Origin of the sequence: Alkalihalobacillus sp. MEB130 (genome assembly GCF_032335535.1) — a bacterium.
Lineage (GTDB): Bacteria > Bacillota > Bacilli > Bacillales > Bacillaceae_D > Halalkalibacter.
Map to the genome: position 1 here is coordinate 122,861 of NZ_JAOANA010000002.1, position 20,116 is coordinate 142,976.

The 20,116-nt window shown below is 39.2% G+C and carries 18 protein-coding genes; 2 read left to right on the forward strand and 16 right to left on the reverse strand.

The window, feature by feature from the left end; genetic code table 11:
• Positions 1–30: 30 nt before the first annotated feature.
• On the reverse strand, positions 31–390 hold the full coding sequence (locus N0O92_RS02425) for an Asp23/Gls24 family envelope stress response protein (protein WP_315613018.1): 360 nt from the start codon (positions 388–390) through the stop codon (positions 31–33).
• A 219-nt stretch (positions 391–609) separates the two neighbouring features.
• On the opposite strand from N0O92_RS02425, the gene rpmB reads away from it, so the two are divergent.
• Positions 610–798, forward strand: a complete 189-nt coding sequence (gene rpmB / locus N0O92_RS02430; RefSeq protein WP_250095351.1) for a 50S ribosomal protein L28 — start codon at positions 610–612, stop codon at positions 796–798.
• Between the two features lie 81 nt (positions 799–879).
• Here rpmB and spoVM read toward each other — a convergent pair whose 3' ends face one another.
• The 15 genes from spoVM to N0O92_RS02505 all read right to left on the reverse strand — a co-directional run bounded on the left by spoVM (position 880) and on the right by N0O92_RS02505 (position 18,203).
• Complete coding sequence (gene spoVM, locus N0O92_RS02435) at positions 880–960, reverse strand: stage V sporulation protein SpoVM (RefSeq protein ID WP_034629734.1); 81 nt, start codon at positions 958–960, stop codon at positions 880–882.
• A gap of 419 nt (positions 961–1,379) precedes the next feature.
• Positions 1,380–2,024, reverse strand: coding sequence for a ribulose-phosphate 3-epimerase (gene rpe / locus N0O92_RS02440; RefSeq protein ID WP_315613019.1), 645 nt, complete (start codon positions 2,022–2,024; stop codon positions 1,380–1,382).
• Positions 2,024–2,908: a ribosome small subunit-dependent GTPase A gene (rsgA, locus tag N0O92_RS02445; protein ID WP_315613020.1), complete on the reverse strand. Its 885-nt coding sequence runs from the start codon at positions 2,906–2,908 to the stop codon at positions 2,024–2,026. The genes rpe and rsgA overlap by 1 nt, the downstream gene beginning before the upstream one ends.
• A gap of 77 nt (positions 2,909–2,985) precedes the next feature.
• Positions 2,986–4,992 (reverse strand): Stk1 family PASTA domain-containing Ser/Thr kinase, encoded by a 2,007-nt coding sequence (pknB, locus tag N0O92_RS02450; protein WP_315613021.1) that lies wholly within the window; start codon positions 4,990–4,992, stop codon positions 2,986–2,988.
• Positions 4,989–5,747, reverse strand: coding sequence for a Stp1/IreP family PP2C-type Ser/Thr phosphatase (locus N0O92_RS02455; protein WP_315613022.1), 759 nt, complete (start codon positions 5,745–5,747; stop codon positions 4,989–4,991). The genes pknB and N0O92_RS02455 overlap by 4 nt, the downstream gene beginning before the upstream one ends.
• Positions 5,748–5,756: 9 nt before the next feature.
• A complete protein-coding gene (gene rlmN / locus N0O92_RS02460; RefSeq protein WP_315613023.1) occupies positions 5,757–6,845 on the reverse strand; it encodes a dual-specificity RNA methyltransferase RlmN in 1,089 nt (362 codons plus the stop codon).
• Between the two features lie 24 nt (positions 6,846–6,869).
• The gene (gene rsmB / locus N0O92_RS02465) at positions 6,870–8,207 is read right to left on the reverse strand and encodes a 16S rRNA (cytosine(967)-C(5))-methyltransferase RsmB (RefSeq protein ID WP_315613024.1); all 1,338 of its coding nucleotides are present in this window, start codon (positions 8,205–8,207) and stop codon (positions 6,870–6,872) included.
• Entirely contained in the window at positions 8,200–9,150 is a 951-nt protein-coding gene (fmt, locus tag N0O92_RS02470) for a methionyl-tRNA formyltransferase (protein WP_315613025.1), read from the reverse strand. The genes rsmB and fmt overlap by 8 nt, the downstream gene beginning before the upstream one ends.
• A gap of 303 nt (positions 9,151–9,453) precedes the next feature.
• Positions 9,454–11,853, reverse strand: coding sequence for a primosomal protein N' (priA, locus tag N0O92_RS02475; protein ID WP_315613026.1), 2,400 nt, complete (start codon positions 11,851–11,853; stop codon positions 9,454–9,456).
• Entirely contained in the window at positions 11,850–13,061 is a 1,212-nt protein-coding gene (gene coaBC / locus N0O92_RS02480; RefSeq protein WP_315613240.1) for a bifunctional phosphopantothenoylcysteine decarboxylase/phosphopantothenate--cysteine ligase CoaBC, read from the reverse strand. The genes priA and coaBC overlap by 4 nt, the downstream gene beginning before the upstream one ends.
• A 147-nt stretch (positions 13,062–13,208) precedes the next feature.
• Complete coding sequence (rpoZ, locus tag N0O92_RS02485) at positions 13,209–13,430, reverse strand: DNA-directed RNA polymerase subunit omega (RefSeq protein ID WP_315613027.1); 222 nt, start codon at positions 13,428–13,430, stop codon at positions 13,209–13,211.
• Entirely contained in the window at positions 13,430–14,044 is a 615-nt protein-coding gene (gmk, locus tag N0O92_RS02490; protein WP_315613028.1) for a guanylate kinase, read from the reverse strand. Before gmk ends, rpoZ begins: the two co-directional genes overlap by 1 nt.
• A gap of 56 nt (positions 14,045–14,100) precedes the next feature.
• A complete protein-coding gene (gene remA, locus N0O92_RS02495) occupies positions 14,101–14,361 on the reverse strand; it encodes an extracellular matrix/biofilm regulator RemA (RefSeq protein ID WP_315613029.1) in 261 nt (86 codons plus the stop codon).
• A 96-nt stretch (positions 14,362–14,457) separates the two neighbouring features.
• A complete protein-coding gene (locus N0O92_RS02500) occupies positions 14,458–15,339 on the reverse strand; it encodes a YicC/YloC family endoribonuclease (RefSeq protein ID WP_483860622.1) in 882 nt (293 codons plus the stop codon).
• A 158-nt stretch (positions 15,340–15,497) separates the two neighbouring features.
• Positions 15,498–18,203: a cation-translocating P-type ATPase gene (locus tag N0O92_RS02505; RefSeq protein WP_315613030.1), complete on the reverse strand. Its 2,706-nt coding sequence runs from the start codon at positions 18,201–18,203 to the stop codon at positions 15,498–15,500.
• 183 nt (positions 18,204–18,386) lie between these two features.
• On the opposite strand from N0O92_RS02505, the gene N0O92_RS02510 reads away from it, so the two are divergent.
• Positions 18,387–20,096 (forward strand): Rqc2 family fibronectin-binding protein, encoded by a 1,710-nt coding sequence (locus N0O92_RS02510; RefSeq protein WP_315613031.1) that lies wholly within the window; start codon positions 18,387–18,389, stop codon positions 20,094–20,096.
• Positions 20,097–20,116 lie beyond the last annotated feature (20 nt).

Here is a 20,116-nt window from a genome sequence, read left to right on the forward strand (position 1 = left end):
GCCACGAACTTTTTCCTCCTAACCAAGCGCTTACGGCGTGACGCGGACCCCTTGAACAAAGATATTCACAGAATCAACATCAAGACCCAACATTTGTTCTAGTTGATATTTCACTTTTGTTTGTACGTTGTAAGCCACTTCAGAAATTTTTGTTCCATAGCTGACAATGATGTACATATCAATATGAATTTGTTCTTCGTCTTCACGAATGACGACACCCCGACGGAAATTTTCTTTCCCTAATAAATCGGAAAGACCGTCTTTCAATTGCTTTTGAGAAGCCATACCTACGATCCCATAACAATCTATCGCAGCTCCACCAGCAATTGTTGCAACAACATCCTTTGAAACATCTACAACACCTAGTTGAGTTTTCATTTCAATTGACATTTCCATTCCTCCCTCTCGAAGACAAACTTGATTCATTAAGGTTATTTTACTATACTATACCTCAATTTAAAAGCGTATTCGAATTGCAACCTTTTTGCAAGTGTCAAGCAAGATTACTTGATAAAGTTTCTAGGAAGCTATTGCATTATACCAAGGGCTATGCTACTATATTCAAGTATGATTTCAAGTGTCTGTATTGGGAATAAGGAGGTGCATATCATGGCACGTAAATGTTATATTACTGGAAGACAAGCTCGTACTGGAAACAAACGCTCTCACGCACTTAATAAAACGAAGCGCCGTTGGGGTGCAAACGTTCAAAAGGTACGTATTTTAGTAGACGGCAAACCTAAACGTGTATACGTTTCGACTCGCGCACTTAAGTCTGGTAAAGTTGAACGCGTATAAGTTGTGAATATTCATTCACACAGGTAGTGAAGAACTTTTACTACTGTAGCAAAAAAGCACCGTATACCGGTGCTTTTTTGTTTACCCTTTTTTTAATGAGTTCAATACTGCCTTGACAAACCCACCTAAAAACTTAGGTAGCTTGATCGTGTAGAATTTCATAGCTCCTCCTCCTCAACGTGAATAGCCACCACGGGGATAATGTTAAAGAAACTTGACTCACGACCTAGGACGCGAAGCATGTGCTCCTATCCACCAAGCCATTTTGTTTCAGACAAGAATCAATGATAAGGATTAAAATAATTGCTCTTTTAAAAATATATAACTAGATACGACAAACTATTCCTATTTTTTTAGATTCCCGATTGTCTTATCTTTTTGCCAATGAGCAATTTATCCTTGTCTCTTTATCATTATGCATATGCCCTATACCTCAATATATGTCTAGAGAAAAAGAATGTTCATCTTCAAAGAAAATAATCGCCCCCTCTAAACCACCCCTCACCGCACTACATAATTGATCGATCAATCAAAAATAAACCTATAAAAAAACAACACACTACTGGAGTGTGTTGTTACCCTTACCCTCTAATTTCCGCTATGGCTTGAGCACGATCTTCTTGATTATAAATAGCAGACCCGGCTACTAACACATTAGCACCAGCTTCCACACATTTTTTAGCTGTCTTCGGATTCACTCCACCATCAACCTCAATTTCAATTGATAACTGACGATCGTTAACTAAGCGCGCTAATTTCTCAATCTTATTTAATACAGCTTCAATGAATCGTTGACCACCAAATCCAGGATTAACGGTCATTAAAAGGACGAGATCTACTTCCTCTAGTATAGGTTCAATCAACTCTACAGGTGTAGCTGGATTTAAAACGACCCCAGCTTTTACCCCTTGTTCTTTTATTAAATGGATGGTTCTGTGTAAATGAGGGCAGGCCTCAACATGTACAGATATAATATCCGCTCCTGCTTTTGCAAATTGCGGGATATAAACATCCGGATTTTGAATCATTAAATGAACGTCTAAAGGTAAGTTTGTAATTGGTCGAATGGCTTCCACAACAAGTGGCCCAATCGTAATGTTCGGAACAAAATGTCCATCCATGACATCAACATGAATGTAATCAGCTCCAGCGTTCTCCACATCTTTAATATCCTTAGCTAAATTAGCAAAATTAGCCGATAAGATTGACGGTGCAATTTTAACCATTAATCATATCTCCTTCTCTGACTTTTAATCTCTTCTAAAAATTGCAGATAATGCTTCATTCTTGTAGGACTAATTTGTCCTTGATCAAAAGCCGCTTTAACCGCACACTTTGGCTCTGATGTATGAGTACAGCCTCTAAACTTGCAATCTGCTGATAATTCTTCCATCTCAGGAAAACAACGAGATAAATCCTCTGCCTCTAAATCAATAAAGTCAAGAGAACTAAAACCAGGTGTATCAGCGACTAACCCTCCGCCGATAGACAATAATTCAACATGCCTCGTTGTATGTTTTCCTCTACCTAAATGAGATGAAATCTCATTCGTTTCAATATTTAATTCAGGCTTCAAGCTGTTCAAAAGCGAAGATTTCCCTACACCTGATTGCCCAGCTACGACACTTACTTTTCCTTGTAAATAGGGAAAAATATCTTCCATGCCATTGTTTTTTAACGTAGATGTTAATAAAACAGAATAACCGATTTCTTCGTACTCTTTTTTATAAACTTCAATCTCATGTAGGTTCGATTCATCAAGGAGATCCACCTTACTAATGATGATAACTGGAGTTAGATCATTTGCTTCAATATGTACAAGAAAACGGTCCAGTAGCAATGGACTAAAGTCTGGTTCTAATGCAGAGAACACGAGTAGAGCCTGATCGACATTTGCTATTGGCGGTCGCACTAGTTCATTTTTACGCTCAAATACATCAAGAATATAGCCATCAGTGACATTTTCAGCTTCGAACTCTACTTCGTCTCCTACTAAAGGTTTAATTTGACGCTTCCTGAAATTTCCTCTCCCACGACATTGGAAAATACCGTCTTCTGTTTGAACATAATAAAAACCACTCAATGCTTTAACAATCATTCCAGTTGCCATTCAGGAACCTCCTAATTTAGTAACCAATGATTTAGAGGCACATACTACCCATGCATGCCTCTAATCACTTTGTAAATTTAACGTCTCCGGTACTCATATGGACCTAAATTCTTTTCCAACTGACCATTTATATAAATATCGATATATCCACTTTGCGACGGGGTTGTTTGTAACGGGATTTGAAATAACTTCGTCTCGTCGATGGTATCTTCAAAATACACCTTATCTTGCCCATCGGTCGTCTTATCTCTAAATACAATCCGAACATCAAATGATTCACCTGCATCACGTTCCTCTTGTGACATATGAATTTCTTGATTCACTTCGTAGTTAAATACAGGCTCCTCTTCTGGCTCTGGTGCTGGTTCTCGGCCTTGCGAGACGGTTAATCGAACACCTTCTCCCTTGCTCAATTCTGTATTTGCGGAGGGGGATTGTCTTAAGACCCTACCAGATTCAATCGTATTAGAATATTCGTAACTAAAATTATACGTAAGCCCGACTTCGTCTAAATAATTAATAACGTCAGATTCTCTTTCGTTCACTAGATCACGTAACGTAATCATTCTTTCTACACTGTATGTTAAGTGGACCGTTGTTTCATCAGGAATGACAAGAGTTCCTTCTGCAGGAATTTGGGTGAGAACAATACCCTCTGACTCCTCATCCGTCTCAGTCTCAGATGTCTCAACAGTAAAACCAAGCCCTCTTAAAATATTCTCAGCACGTTCAATTCGCATTCCGACTACATCTTCAAGTTCAATCTCTTCTTTCCCAAGACTTACAAATAACCGTATAGAAGAACCCTCTTTTACTATAGAACCTGGTGTTTGACTTTGTCTAATAACACGATTATGCGGGATATCATCATGCTCTTCATCTTCCCTTACAACAACAAGGTTTAAAGCTGTTAATTGTTCTTCTGCTTCATCAAAAGGAAGTTCTAAAACATTGGGAACTTCCACTTCTCCCACTTGAAAAATGGATGGCAGTAACGCAAACGCTGCAACAAATCCACCTAGAATAAGAAAAGCTAAGATAACTAAAGTAGCAAACCATTTTTTCCCTTTGCTCTTCTTACTTTTTTTAGGTTTTTGAGGTTCTATGTTTTTATTCACCTGCTCTACAGGTTGATTCATAGGTTTTACTGGCGCTTCAACCGTCTTATCTAAATCAGCGTTTTGGTGATCATTCCGAATAATTGGAATAGCTTTCGTTGCTTCGTCATCTTCACTCGTTAGTACGAACACTTTTTCGTTGAACCGCTCTGGTGATAATGCCGTTGCAACATCCTCTTCCATCTCTTGAACACTCGGATATCGTTTAAGAGGATCTTTCACTGTTGCCTTTTTGATAATATTTTCAATACTTTGCGGCAAGGTTGGAATTTTTTCTTTCGCTGAAGGAACATCCGTTTGCAAATGTTTGATTGCAATAGAGACAGCTGTATCCCCTTGAAAAGGAAGCTCTCCTGTTACCATTTCATATAAAACGATACCTAACGAATAAATATCTGACTTATAGGTAACATGTCCTCCTCTGGCTTGTTCTGGCGAAAGGTAATGAACTGAACCCATAACGGAATTTGTATGAGTAATCGTAGCGGCAGAGATAGCTCTAGCAATCCCAAAATCAGTTACCTTTACGATCCCATCTTTACTGATTAGAATATTATGCGGCTTTATATCACGATGGATGATATGATTGGCATGCGAATGTTCTAAAGCTGCAAGCATTTGCTCCATATAGTCAGTGGCTTCTTCAACGGAAATGGGTCCACGGGATTGAATTAATTCTTTTAACGTTTGACCCTCTACATATTCCATTACTATGTAGTACGTGTTTCCTTCTTCTCCAACATCATAAATATTGACAATGTTAGGGTGAGCTAGACTGGTAGCCGATTGTGCTTCACGTCTAAACCGTTGAATAAATTGTTCATCGTCTGAAAACTGAGGTTGCAACACCTTTACGGCAACATGGCGGTCTAGAATGACATCGAGCGCTTTATAAACATTTGCCATTCCACCGCCGCCAATCGTCTCAAGGATCTGATAACGACCACTAATACGCTGACCGATCATTGAGCGTTGCTCCGCTCATTTGATTCTTCTTTATAGTGGACAAGAGCAACTGTTATATTATCTTCCCCACCGCGCTCGTTTGCCAAATGAACTAACTTCTCCGCTTTTATTGACAATTCTCCAGCGCCCTCAAGATGCGCCTTCAATTCATCGTGGTTAACTTTATTCGTCAAGCCATCCGAGCATAGCAAAACATGTTGCTCCTCTTCAACTTGTAAAGTTGTCACATCAATTTTAATTTCACGTTCTGTCCCAAGTGCCTGTAATAAAACATTTCGTCTTGGGTGATGCTCGGCTTCTTCTTCAGATATTTGACCGTTACGAACAAGCTCTTGAACAAGAGAATGATCTGATGTTTTTAATTGAAATCCAAATTCATTATATATATAAGCTCGACTGTCTCCAATGTGGGCAATTGAGATAAATTCTTCCGTACATAAAGCAACCACAAGTGTCGTTCCCATTCCCCTGCATTCAGAATGTTTCTCTGCATGAGCATATAAATGTTCATTAATTTGTTCAAACTGTTCTATTAGCCACTTTTCTGCATCGACCACCGTAGCCATTTCTTCTACTTCTCCCCATACATCCTGCAGATAGGTTGTAGTCATTGCACTAGCCACATCTCCAGCACGGTGTCCACCCATGCCATCAGCTACAACAGCGAGAACACCTATGTCATTTTTAAAAACACCACCACTGTCCTCGTTGTGTGCACGAATTTTCCCTACATCTGTTCGAAATGTAAACTCCATCTCCTACAATCACCTCGTCTCCTCTTTTCGCTCCTTTGCCCGAAGCTGACCACAAGCTGCATCAATATCATGACCTTGCTCTCTTCTGATCGTTACATTCACATTTTTGCTTTTCAATACTTTTTCAAAAGCAAAAATTTGTTCTCTTGGTGTTCGTACATAATCACGTTCTAACACATAGTTTACAGGAATTAAATTAACATGACATTTAATTCCTTTAATTAGCTCTGCCAATTGATGTGCATGTTCCTCTTGATCATTTACACCACCAAACAATCCATATTCAAACGTAACTCGTCTACCTGTTGTCTCTATATAATATCGAATAGACTCCATCAGTTTCTCAAGTGGCCAAGCGCGGTTTACAGGCATAAGTTTACTGCGTATTTCCGTTGTTGGTGCATGTAAAGAAATAGCAAAGTTAATTTGCATTTTCTCATCAGCAAATTTATAAATTTTCGGAACAACACCACTCGTAGAGACCGTGATATGTCTAGCACCTATATTTAAGCCTTTTTCATGATTGATTGTCTTCAAGAAAGGAACAAGCTCGTCATAATTATCAAAAGGCTCACCGATTCCCATAACGACAACCGAACTAACTCTTTCTTCCACTTCGTCCATCGCTCTTTGCGATTCTAACACTTGTGCAACAATTTCCCCAGCTTCTAAATTACGCTTTAATCCACCTAATGTTGATGCACAAAACGTACAGCCAAGTCTACATCCAACCTGTGTTGTAACACAAACACTATTTCCGTAATCATGGCGCATGACAACAGTCTCTATTGAATATCCATCATGCAATTCAAATAAAAACTTTACCGTTCCATCCGAGGAAACTTGTCTAGTGACAATTTTCAAGGTTGTGATTGTAAAAGAAGCTTTTAGTTTTTCACGTAAATCTTTTGATAGGTTTAACATATCCTCAAATGTAGTAACACGCTTTTGGTATAACCACTCAAATATTTGCGTAGCACGAAATTGAGGCTCCCCTTGTTCTTTTAACCATTCTTGTAAATCTTCGAATTTCAACGAGTAAATGGACCGAAGTTGATCCATCTCCGGTACTTTTACTGTCTTTTTTAATTCTTCCATAGTCGCACACCTTTCGCCTTTTAGTTATTGTTTGACTAGGCTTGCAATGAAAAAGCCATCCGTTTGGAAATCTTGAGGAAGGATGGTGACCATTCCTTCTTCATAACGAGCTAGTGCTTTCTCGGGAAGCCTGTCTTTTAACGTTTTGTCTAGTTGGAATTCTGGATGTTCAGCTAAGAAATTTGCGACACTTTCTTCATTTTCATCTTTATCTACCGTACAAGTGCTATAAATGAGCGACCCACCTTGTTTTACGAAAGGGGCGACAGCTTTTAAGATTTCTTGCTGAATCTGTTTAATTGCTTGAATATCTTTTTCACGTTTGGACCACTTAATATCTGGCTTGCGTCTTATCACACCAAACCCACTACAAGGTGCATCAACTAAAACGCGATCAAATTGTTCCGTTACCTTATCATGAAGGTTTCTTGCATCCATTGCCTCTGCCTGAATACAAGTTAATCCAAGTCTCTTAGTCTGATCATGAATGAGCTTTACTTTGTGATCATGTAAATCAAACGATAAGACTGTTCCTGTATCATCCATTTGTTCAGCGATATGCGTAGATTTCCCTCCAGGTGCAGCGCACGTATCGGCGACCCTCATTCCTGGTTTGGCTCCTAGAGCTCGTCCAACTAACATCGAGCTTTCATCTTGCGCCGTGACATATCCTTGTTTATACGCATCTGTTTGGAAGACATTCCCTTTTTCTATCACAATAGCATCTGGAGACAAGACCCCTTTTTTTACTTTTAGTCCATCTTTTTCTAATAAGAAAAGTGCTTCCTCCACCGTTGCTTTCACCTGATTCACACGAACTGTCACATGAGGCGGTTCTAAACCAGATTGGCACATAGCCTTTGTTTCGGTCAACCCATATTGATCTTCCCAACGCTTTACTAACCAAACTGGATAACTAAATTCTAGAGCTACCTTTTTTGTTTCATTTTTTATTCCTTCTAAAGAAGGAAGACCTTCTCTTAAAATAGATCGTAACACTCCATTAACCATGCCACTAATTCCTTTATGACCACGTTTTTTGGCAATTGTTACGGCTTCATGAACAACAGCACGGTCTGGCACTCGATCTAAGTAAGCTAATTGATAGACCGATAATCGTAACAGCACCTTAACCCAGTCTTGTAGCGAGTCTACCCCTTTTTTAACAAATGAATTCAAGTAATAGTCTAGCGTATCTCTTCGCTGTATCGTGCCGTACACGATTTCAGTCAATAAACCAACATCTCTAGGATCTAGTTTGCTTCGATTAACGGTTTGATTTAGCAGTAGATTGCTGTATGCCTGATTTTTTTCAATTTGTAGCAATATTTCTAAGGCTACTTCACGAACTGGTTTACTCATTAGATTCTCCTAGCTTCATGCCTTTTTCTAGATGGGATCCTGCCCCTCGAATAAAAGATGTTGCATCCATCTTCTTTTTACCAGAAGGCTGAAGTTCTGTTATTTTTATCGCTGTAGTTGACCCTGTTGCAACAACGATCCCATCTTCATCAATCTTTTCAATTGTTCCAGGTACAACTGTTTGATTAGATGGTACTTTCTCTCCCCACCATACTTTTAACGGCTTCCCTTCCATGATAGTGTAAGCTACCGGCCATGGGTGTAATCCTCTTATTTGATTGTACAACTCTTCTCCTGAACGATTCCAATCCAGTAATTCCATATCACGTGTAATATTTCTAGCAAAAGAAACATGTGATTCTTCCTGTTTTTGAGGTGAAATCGTACCATTGATTAATTCAGGAATCGTATCTAACAGGAGTTTCGCCCCTGCAACACTTAGCTTATCGTGCATCGTTCCAACATGATCATGTTCTTCAATAGGAACACGAACATGAGAAAGCATGTCACCTGCATCTAATTTTTCAACCATATACATGATCGTTACACCAGACTCGTTTTCTCCATCGATAATCGCTTGATGAATCGGAGCTCCTCCGCGATACTTTGGCAAAAGAGAGGCATGAACGTTTATACAACCATGCTTTGGGTAATCTAACAACTCTTTCGGCAAAATTTGGCCAAAAGCAGCTGTAACAATCAAATCAGGCTGGTAGGCCAAAACTTTATCTAACTCAGACCTTTCGCGAATCTTCTCTGGTTGCAACACATCTATTTCATGTTTCTGGGCTTCTATTTTAACGGGAGGTGGTGTTAAGACCCGCTTTCTTCCAACTGGTCGATCTGGCTGTGTCACGACCGCTGCAATTTCGTATCCTGCATCAACTAAATTTCTTAAAACCGGAACGGAAAAATCAGGTGTTCCCATAAAAACTATTTTCATGTTTGACCGCCTTTCTGCAGTCACTATTCTTTATATATAGTACTGCTTATGTAATTCTAAATTTCAATCTATACAAAAAGGCAAAGAACCTTCTAATAAACATACGGATCCGAATTACTTCAAATTCAACCAAAAGGGAAAAAGGCACTCTTATCTCTTCTTTTGTGCGAACATGTGCGATGCTCCTCTCGCCGTGCGCTTTTTTGAGAAAACCGCTCAAAAAAGCTTAAAACATGACGGCTGCTCCGAATCGCTTCGACTTCAACCAAAAAGGTAAAGAGCGACCTTTTTGGTTGAAGTCTTTTATGTAAATAGATAGGGTTGCATGTCGATCGAGACTTGCAATTGTCCTTGGTTCATTTCTCGTGAGAAATGTTGTTGTATTTCACGTAATGTTTCATGCAACCTCGGCTCGTTTCTGTATTTTACCATGCATTGGTAGCGATATCTATCTTTTATGCGTGCTAGCGGAGATGCAACCGGACCAAGAACTGTCGTTGATTCTTGAAGTTCTCTTTTTAAAAAAGAAGCTATTTTTTCAGAGACAGTGATGACATTTGTTAACTCTGGGTGAGAAATCGTAACCAGGACAATAAATACATACGGTGGATATAACCCTGTCTTCCTTTGAGCCATTTCCGTTTGGAAAAAGGCCTCATAATCATGACTCTTAACCAACTCAATGCTATAATGTTCTGGAGTATATGATTGAATAATTACTTTCCCTTCTAGTTCATGTCTCCCCGCTCTTCCACTTACTTGTTCCATTAGTTGAAACGTTCGTTCTGCTGACCTGAAATCTGGAATATGAAGCATGGAATCAGCTGCTAATACACCAACTAGCGTGATTTTAGGATAATCTAATCCTTTTGCAATCATTTGTGTCCCAAGTAAGATATCTGCCTCACCTCGACCAAATGCAGATAGAAGTCGTTCATGAGAACCTTTTTTTCTTGTCGTATCAATATCCATACGAATCACTTTTGCTTCTGGCAACACACGTGCTAGTTCTTCTTCTACTTTTTGCGTTCCCGAACCGAAAAAACGAATATGGTCACTACCGCATGATTCACACGTATTCGGCATCTTTTCTTCATGACCACAATAATGACATTTTAACGAATGATGAGTACGGTGGTAGGTAAGTGAGATATCACAATGTTCACATGTCGCTACATATCCGCAGTCTCGACACATTACAAATGTTGAATACCCTCTTCGGTTCAAAAATAGAACGGACTGTTCGCCTTTTTTCATTCGTTCTCTTAACAGTTCTAATAAAATTAATGAAAACATCGATCGGTTGCCACTTCGTAGCTCTTCACGCATATCAACTACTTCTACTGCTGGCATGGCTCGTTGATTAACTCTTGTTGTTAAAGGTAATAAACGATAGACATCTTTCTTAGCTCGTGCATATGATTCTAGTGACGGAGTAGCACTTCCTAAAATAACGGGGCAACGATGGTAGTCTCCCCGAAATATGGCTACATCTCTGGCATGATACCTTGGATTTTCTTCTTGCTTGTAACTTGTTTCATGTTCCTCATCAATGATAATGATTCCAATATTCGTAAATGGAGCAAAGATAGCTGAACGTGCCCCGACTACTACTTGTACTTCTTTCCTTAGTATCTTTCTCCATTCATCGTATTTTTCTCCCATTGATAAACCAGAGTGGAGGACAGCTACTTTCGAACCAAATCTCCCTTTGAATCGTTGGACCATTTGAGGTGTTAATGAAATTTCAGGAACAAGAACAATTGCTTCTCTCCCCATTTGTAGTGCTTGATCAATCGATTGAAGGTAAACTTCTGTTTTTCCGCTCCCGGTCACTCCGTGTAGCAAAAACGTTTCATGATTATGATCCTCAAGTGATCGCAAAATAGGAGTAATCACTTTTTGCTGCTCACTTGTCAAAGTCAATGCTTTTGTTTGATCGTATTGAACGCCCGCTAGTGGGTCACGATAAACTTCCTTTTCAAACTCTTCAAGAACCCCTTTTTTTACTAAGGTTGTTATTAGCGACCTAGTTGTTTCCATTTGTTTTATAAGAGATTGAACAGCGATTGGCTGTTTTACTTCTTTCAAAAAGGCAATAACCTCTTTCTGTTTGGCCGCTCGAGTTGGAATTAATTCCTCTAGGTTATCCACTTCCACTAATTTAATATAGCGTTCCGTTTTCTTTTTCCCTTTTTCTTCAACTTGATAGCGTACTTCAAGTTGACCTGCTTCTACTAATTGCTGAACTTCTTTTAAACTAGCTTTATCATTCGTGATGACATCAGTCCACAAAACCTTTTTATCTGATTTGAAGTACGTTTGCAAATGAAACGGTAATTGATGAAGTTCACCACATAACACAATTTCCTTTTTCACCTTTGTCCTTAAAGCAGCAGGAATCATTAATTGATAAGCTGATAATTTATAACTAAGTGTTTGATTTGATAACCATTCACCAAGCTGAAGAAGTTCCTCCGTCAATACAGGAACAACATCTAATACATCTGCAATAGGTTTAATCTTATCCAGATCAGACTCTCGTACAATCTCAATAACAAACCCTTGTATTTTTCTTGGGCCAAAAGGGACGACGACTCTCATTCCTGGCTGAATGCTCCCCTCCCATACTTCCGGAATTTTATAATCGAATAACCGGTCCGTTTGAGATGCTGGAACATCCACTATCACTTTTGCAATCATAAACGATGATGCCTTTCCATATAGGAGACGATGTCAGAAATAATACATGTAGCCGCTTCTTTCTTCGCTAAAACTGGGTACTCTTTTTTCGTATCATCTTTGGTTATAATCGTAATGATATTCGTATCCCCTTTGAAGCCTGCACCTGCTTGTGTAATATTGTTCGCCACAATTAAATCAAGATTTTTAGAATGTAGTTTTTTTCGGGCATAGTCTTCAACCTGCTCCGATTCAGCTGCAAAACCAACTAAGATCTGCGCTTCTTTCTGTTCCCCCATAGTTTTTAGGATATCGGTCGTCCTTTCCATTTCAATTGACCAAGCACCTGGTTGTTTTTTTCGCTTTTGATCGAACGTTTCTTTTGGTCGATAATCCGCTACTGCTGCTGACTTAATTACAATATCTGCTTCGTGATAGTACCTCATAGCAGCATCGAACATCTCTTTTGCCGATACAACGTCAACTATTTTCACCCCTGTTGGTGGTGAAATATGGGTCGGTCCTGAAATGAGAATAACATTAGCTCCTTCTTCCCTTGCAGCCTCTGCAACAGCATATCCCATCTTCCCAGAAGAGTGATTGGTAAAATAACGCACTGGGTCAATCCGCTCTTGTGTCGGACCTGCTGTAATTACAACTGTCTTGTCTTTCAAGCGCCCCTCTTTATTTGTAAAGTGATGTTCAAGTAACGCTAGAAGGTCGTCTGGTTCAGCCATTCTTCCTTTTCCCGTCCACCCACAAGCCAGATATCCTTCAACACCGTCAATGATTTGATAACCATCTTGCCTTAGTGTCCTAACATTTCGCTGAACAGATGCCTTATCATACATATTGACATTCATCGCTGGTGCCAGATAAACCGGGGCTGTTGTAGCGAGTAATGTGGTTGTCAGCATATCATCCGCAATTCCAGTAGCCAATTTAGCCATGATATTAGCGGTTGTCGGCGCTACAAGAACAACATCCGCCCAGTCAGCAATATCAATATGAGCAATTTTTGACGGGTCTGGTTCTACAAACGTATCATCATATACAGGTTGACGTGAAAGTGCTTGAAAAGTAAGAGGAGTTACAAACTCCTTAGAGGATTTTGTCATAATTACTTTTACATTTGCTCCAGCTTGTACGAGTTTGCTTGTTAATGCGGCAGCTTTAAATGCAGCAATTCCCCCACAAACTCCAAGTATTATATTTTTCCCATTTATCACCTTTTCAACTACTCCCTTCTTAGCAAAGTATGCTTCCTTTGCCTCTTCATAGAAAAAAGGCTGACTCAATCAATCAACCCCCATAACTAAAAAATCAGTGTTGTGCATAGTCGGGGTTTGAAGCAGCTGAGTCAGCCTCCAATCATTTTATTCCTCATCGTCTAACGGATTAATTCGTTTAAAATGCAAGTGGTCGTCGATAATTTCTTCGAGAGCAACCCCTACTGGCTTATGAGAAACAGGACGACTTACCATTGGACCACGAGATAAATCCTCACGTATCTCACGTGCACGTTTCGCCGAAACTGTAACGAGTGTGTATTTTGAATCTAATTTTGTTAATAGTGAATCAATCGAAGGATATAGCATTAGTCAACCTCCACAAGTTCTTTATATTTTTCAATCAGGCGTTCGCGTTTACAATGCTCCGCCGTTACAATTGATTTAATCCGATCAACTGCAAGGTGCACTTGATCATTTTCTACAACATAATCATATTTCTTCATCATTTCAATTTCTTCACGGGCAACAGTCATTCGCTTGTTAATAATATCTTCTGTTTCCGTTCCGCGTCCAACAATTCGACTTCTAAGTTCAGCTAAGCTTGGTGGCATTAAGAAAATAAAAACACCTTCCGGAAAGCGTTCACGAACCTTTAGAGCTCCTTGAACTTCAATTTCAAGTATGATATCTTGGCCGCTTTCTAACGTTTCTCGTACATATTCAATTGGTGTTCCGTAGTAATTTCCTACATATTCTGCCCATTCTAGCAACTGATCTTGCTCAATCATCTTTTCAAATTGCTCTCTCGTTTTAAAAAAATAATTAACTCCGTCCTGTTCTCCCTCTCTTGGAGAGCGAGTTGTGGCAGAGACAGAATATTGAACGGACGTATTTTCTTGGCGTAACGCTGAACACACAGTCCCTTTACCAACACCTGCAGGACCTGATAATACAAGTAATAGACCTTTCTCTTTCTTCATGGAAACCTCCTACACACTTCATACATTCATGCTTATGTATCCTACCACATTATTGACTAGTCTTCACTTGTATCGTCTTTGCTAGTCAACCTTTGAGCGACTGTCTCAGGTTGAACTGCACTTAAGATCACGTGATCACTATCTGCAATAATAACCGCTCGAGTTCGCCGACCATACGTTGCGTCAATTAACATATTACGATCTCTTGCATCTTGAATAATTCGTTTAATTGGTGCTGACTCTGGACTTACGATGGAAATAATTCGATTAGCTGAAACAATATTCCCAAAACCGATGTTTATTAATTTAATGTTCATTTCTTTTACCCCCACTTTAGGAGAGTCGCATCCACTCTCAACATTGTTATCCAAACTAATCTAACTATATACGAAACTCCTTACGAATTCTAGCTCCTATTCAACATTTTGTACTTGTTCCTTTAATTTTTCTAGGAACCCTTTCATTTCAACAACATATTGCCTAATCGTGGAGTCTGCCGCCTTTGAACCAATCGTATTCACTTCTCGATTCATTTCCTGTATGAGAAAATCAAGGCGCCTTCCCATTGCTTCTCCTATAGTGAGATAATTCTCATATTGTTTGACATGAGCTCTCATGCGTACTAGTTCCTCACTTATATCCATCTTTTCTGTGAAGATCGCAACTTCCGTTAGCAACCTAGTTTCATCAATCTCGCTTTCTTCATTGATATATGATCTAATTCTTCCTTCAATTTTCTCACGGTAACGTTCAATTAATAACGGTGCTACTCTTTCGATCTCGTCACAACATTCAATTAATTTTTCTAACCAACTCCGCATATCCTGAAGTAAATAACGGCCTTCCGTTTCACGCATTTCATTAAATGAGCCGAGCGCTTCTTGTACCCCTTTAAGTACGAGTTCCTCATTTTCACTCCAGTCCAATTCACTTACTTCTTCTACTTTAACTAGACTGCTATCAAGTAAAAGGGAACTCACATCTACCGGTGATTCTTGACCAAGCTTATTGTTTATTAGAATGGCAGCCTTTTTATACTGCTCTAGCAGATCTTCATCTAGTGTAAGAATGCGGCTCGAATTCACGTTTTCATTTATATGGATGAAAACGTCAACCTTGCCACGAACCACATTGTTTTTTACAAGCTTTCGGATTTTCTCCTCCATGAACAAAAAAGTAGGAGGGATTTTCACTTGTAATTCTAAAAATCGATGATTCACAGCTTTTACTTCAATCGCTAACTCTGCATGTTTGACGTTAACAGTGGCCGAACCATATCCTGTCATACTTTTCACTTTTATCACATCCGACATTTATTTTACAAAAAAATAGACTAAGCAACAAGTGTAACCAATACTAGCAGAGTTCGTATCTACGCGTAAGGAAAAACGTTCGGATAGAATTAGGAAAGGCCATGGTCGTATACCATGGCCTTTCCTTTTCTTCCTCTATTCTATTTCCTTTTCATAAGTTGAAATCCTCCTAGTACAACTGTTGGTATCGATGCCATTCCAAGTACAAGCAGCCATTCAGTTCCTGTAAGCGCAACGGTATGGAAGACCGTTTGTAACGGAGGATAATAAATGACAGCTATCATTAGTAACGTTGATATAATGACCGCACCAACTAAGTAGCGATTTTCAAATGGGTTACGGTGGTAAACAGAATATTCACTTCGACAATCAAAAACGTGAATTAACTGTGCCATAACAAGGGTAACAAATGCTACCGTTTGAGCTCTTGTTAGATCTGTTGGATCCGTTTGTAACGTAAGCCAAAAGGCAATAAGAGTTACAACTCCTATCATAAATCCACGACTGACAATCTTCCAAGTTAAGCCACGTGCAAACACACCTTCATTGGGATTCCTAGGAGCCCGCTTCATCACGTCTCCTTCAGCTTGATCCATCCCTAATGCCATAGCAGGTAATCCGTCTGTTACAAGGTTGATCCAAAGAATCTGGATTGCAACAAGCGGCAATGGCATACCTAGCATCATTGCAAATAACATAACTAAGATTTCTCCTACATTGGAGGCCATCATATAACGGATAAATTTTCGAATATTTTCGTAAATGTTTCGGCCTTCTTTAATAGCTGCTTTAATTGTAGCAAAATTATCATCACTTAATATTAGCGAAGATGCCTCTTTTGCAACATCCGTTCCTGTTATCCCCATCGCGATTCCAATATTAGCGGCCTTAATAGCTGGTGCATCATTAACACCATCTCCGGTCATTGCCACGATATGACCTTTTGCTTGTAATGCTTTGACAATTTTTAATTTATGTTCCGGTGAGACTCGTGCGTAGACATCGACGTCATCAACAATTTCTTCTAACTCTGCTACACTTAGTTTAGAAAGCATTTGACCATCTAACACTTTGCCTTTACTCGTTAAAATGCCTAGTTGTTTTGCAATAGCCGATGCCGTTATTTTATGGTCACCAGTAATCATAACGGTTTTAATTCCGGCTTGACGGCATTCATCAATCGAGCCTTTTACTTCAGGTCTAGGCGGATCAATCATTCCTTGCAGTCCAATAAATGTTAATCCTCGTTCTGCTTCAAATGGCTGCTGGCAATTTTCGTTTGCTCCTAATGGACGATAAGCAATCGCAATCGTTCTTAGTGCCTTGCTAGCTAATTGCTCAACCGCACCTTCTACCTCTAGTTTCCTTTTTGAAGTTAGAGCTTCTTCTCCTGCCCCATAAGCAATCTTCATACATTGCCCTAAAACAACATCAGGAGCCCCTTTTGTAATAACGTAAGATCTTCCTTTTTGATCTTGAACGATAACAGACATCATTTTACGAGCTGAATCAAATGGAAATTCTCGAACTCTTGTAAAATGCGCCACCAGCCCTTCCTTTGTATAGCCAGCTTTCATAGCAGCTACAACAAGAGCCCCTTCTGTTGGATCACCGTCCATCACGTATTCAGTAACCTGTTTTCTTAACATCCCTTGCTTCACTGTTTTTTCTAGTAAGTTCGCATTATTACATAACCATCCATAACTTAATAATTGTTGTAGCTTTCGTTCTTTACTAGGATCTACTTTTTTGTTATTTTGACTAAACGTACCCTGAGGTTCATACCCTCCCCCAGAAATGTGCCATAGCTTCCCCTCACTCCATGCATGAGTAACTGTCATCTTGTTTTGAGTAAGCGTCCCTGTTTTATCAGAACAAATAACTGATGCACACCCTAAAGTTTCAACAGCGGGCAGCTTTCTGACAATGGCCTTTCGTTTGATCATTCGTTGAACTCCTAGAGCCAATGCAACAGTGACAATTGCAGGAAGACCTTCAGGAATAGCTGCTACCGCTAAAGACACCCCTGAAAGGATCATCGTATAAACATCGTGTCCTTGTAATACACCAATAATGACAACGAGTGCTGTTAAGATCAAGGCAACGGCAATTAAGATTTTTCCAAGTTGTTCTAATCTTCTTTGTAGAGGTGTAATAATCGTAGTTGTCGATTGAAGAAGATGAGCAATTTTGCCCATTTCCGTTTTCATTCCTGTACCAATCACAACACCAATTCCACTTCCTTGTGTCACAAGCGTTCCCATAAATGCCATATTGGATTGATCTCCAAGTTCGATATGAGTTCCACTTAAAGACTGGTGTTGCTTTTGCACAGCAACAGATTCACCCGTTAAAGACGACTCTTCAATTCGTAGCCCATTTGTTTGTATAAGACGTAAATCGGCTCCAATCCGATCCCCACTTGTTACTTTAACAATATCCCCAGGCACAATTTGAGCAGACAAGACTTTTTTCCACTCACCATTTCGAAGTACCTGCATTTGCGGGGCTGATAACTCTTTTAACGCATCAAGTGATTTCTCTGCCTTCCTTTCCTGTACAAAACCGAGTATCCCATTTAATAGAACAATAATCATAATGGTGATGGCATCAATATATTCTCCAAGCACCCCGGAAATAAAGGTGGCAGCTAAAAGAACGAGAACCATGAAATCTTTAAATTGACCAAGAAAGACAAATAATGCAGATGGCCTCTTGCCTTCATCAAGTTTGTTCGCCCCATATTTCTTTAAGCGCTTTTCAACCTCTTTGTCTGATAACCCCTTTTCCATATTTGTACCAATAGATGAGGTAACTTCATGCTCCTCTAACTTGTACCATTTCATCTCGACACACCCCACATATTCTCTTTTCACAACACGTTTTCTAAAGGCTTATCCAACTGTTTATACAAGCCATCTTATTCAGTGAAAATGAAAAACATGCTATACTTACTAGAGCATTCAAAAAAAAACTAAACAGTTGCAAAAATAGAGCTAGTATGGAACGAAGGAAAGGATGAACAAGCCATGTCATTTGATGGATTTATGACAAGGGCGATGACACACGAACTAAAAACGTTGTTAACGTCAGGAAGAATCTCAAAGATATATCAACCATATAAAACAGAATTATTGTTTACCATTCGTGCAAAAGGAAAAAATCATCAGTTATTATTATCAGCTAATGCTAATTTTGCACGATTACATGTAACAAAAGAAAAATACGACAATCCTTCCACTCCACCGATGTTTTGTATGTTACTTAGGAAGCATTTGGAGGGCAGTATTATTGAGGAAATAGAACAATTAGATATGGAGAGAGTCATTGTTTTTCATATAAAAAACAAAGATGAATTAGGTGACGAAACGTTCAAACTACTTTATATCGAAATTATGGGACGACATAGCAACATAACGTTAGTCGATAAACAAACTGGGGTCATATTAGATAGCATCAAGCACATAAGCCCTACTCAAAGCAGTTATCGTACCGTCATGCCTGGTCAATTATACAAGTTGCCACCAGAACAAAATAAGGCGAACCCATTCAAACTAGATGCTGACGAGTTACTAAAGCTTATCGATTTTAATGCCGGAAAGATTGATCGACAACTCGTCTCCCAAATTGCTGGACTATCGCCACAATTAGCGAGTGAAATTCTTTTCCAAGCCGGCTCGTTTGTTAATAGAACTACACTGCCACCTGCCTTTTTAACTATAATGGATCGTTTATACAAACATGATTACCAACCTGAGATGGTGACAGTAGACGGGAAAGAGTCTTATTCCATTATTCCACTCGAACATCTAAAAGGAGAGCGGAAACTATATCAAACGGTTAGTGAATTACTTGATCGCTTTTACTACGGAAAAGCAGAAAGAGATCGAGTGAAACAACAGGCTCATGATTTAGAGCGATTTTTAAGAAATGAGTGGCAGAAAAACAATAAAAAAATAAAAAAATTACAACAAACGTTGAATCAAGCGGAAAGAGCAAAAGAGTATCAAAAATTAGGAGAGCTTTTAACTGCTAACTTACATATGGTGAAACGTGGTGACAAGCAGGTGGAAGTGATTGATTACTACGACTTGGAAGGTGGAACAACGATTATTACATTAGATCCGCAAAAAAGTCCTTCCGACAATGCCCAGGCCTATTTTAAAAAGTATAATAAAGCCAAAAATTCAGTTGCTGTCGTAGAAGAACAGATCAAAAAAGCCGAAGAAGAAGTCATTTATTTCGATCAACTCATTCAACAAATGGAAAGCGCAGCCCCTCGAGATATTGAAGAAATACGTGAAGAGCTAATGGAAGAAGGATATATCCGAAGACGTGTGAAACAACAAAAGAAAAAGAAGGAAACAAAGCCGCAACTTGAGCACTATATCTCGACAAATGGCATTGAATTCTTTGTTGGCAAGAACAATAAACAAAATGATTATGTTACGAATAAGTTTGCAAGACAGGATGAAATATGGCTACACACAAAAGATATTCCTGGATCTCATGTTGTTATTAGGAGTACAGAACCAGATGAAGAAACCCTATTAGAAGCAGCAACCGTAGCTGCCTTTTATAGTAAGGCGAAACAATCAAGTTCTGTTCCTGTTGATTACACCAAGATACGTCATGTAAAAAAGCCAAATGGAGCTAAGCCAGGCTATGTTATTTATGACAACCAGACGACCATTTTTGTTACACCTAACGAAGACATGGTAAGAGCACTAAAAAAATAACTCAAGATGCCCAAACGGTC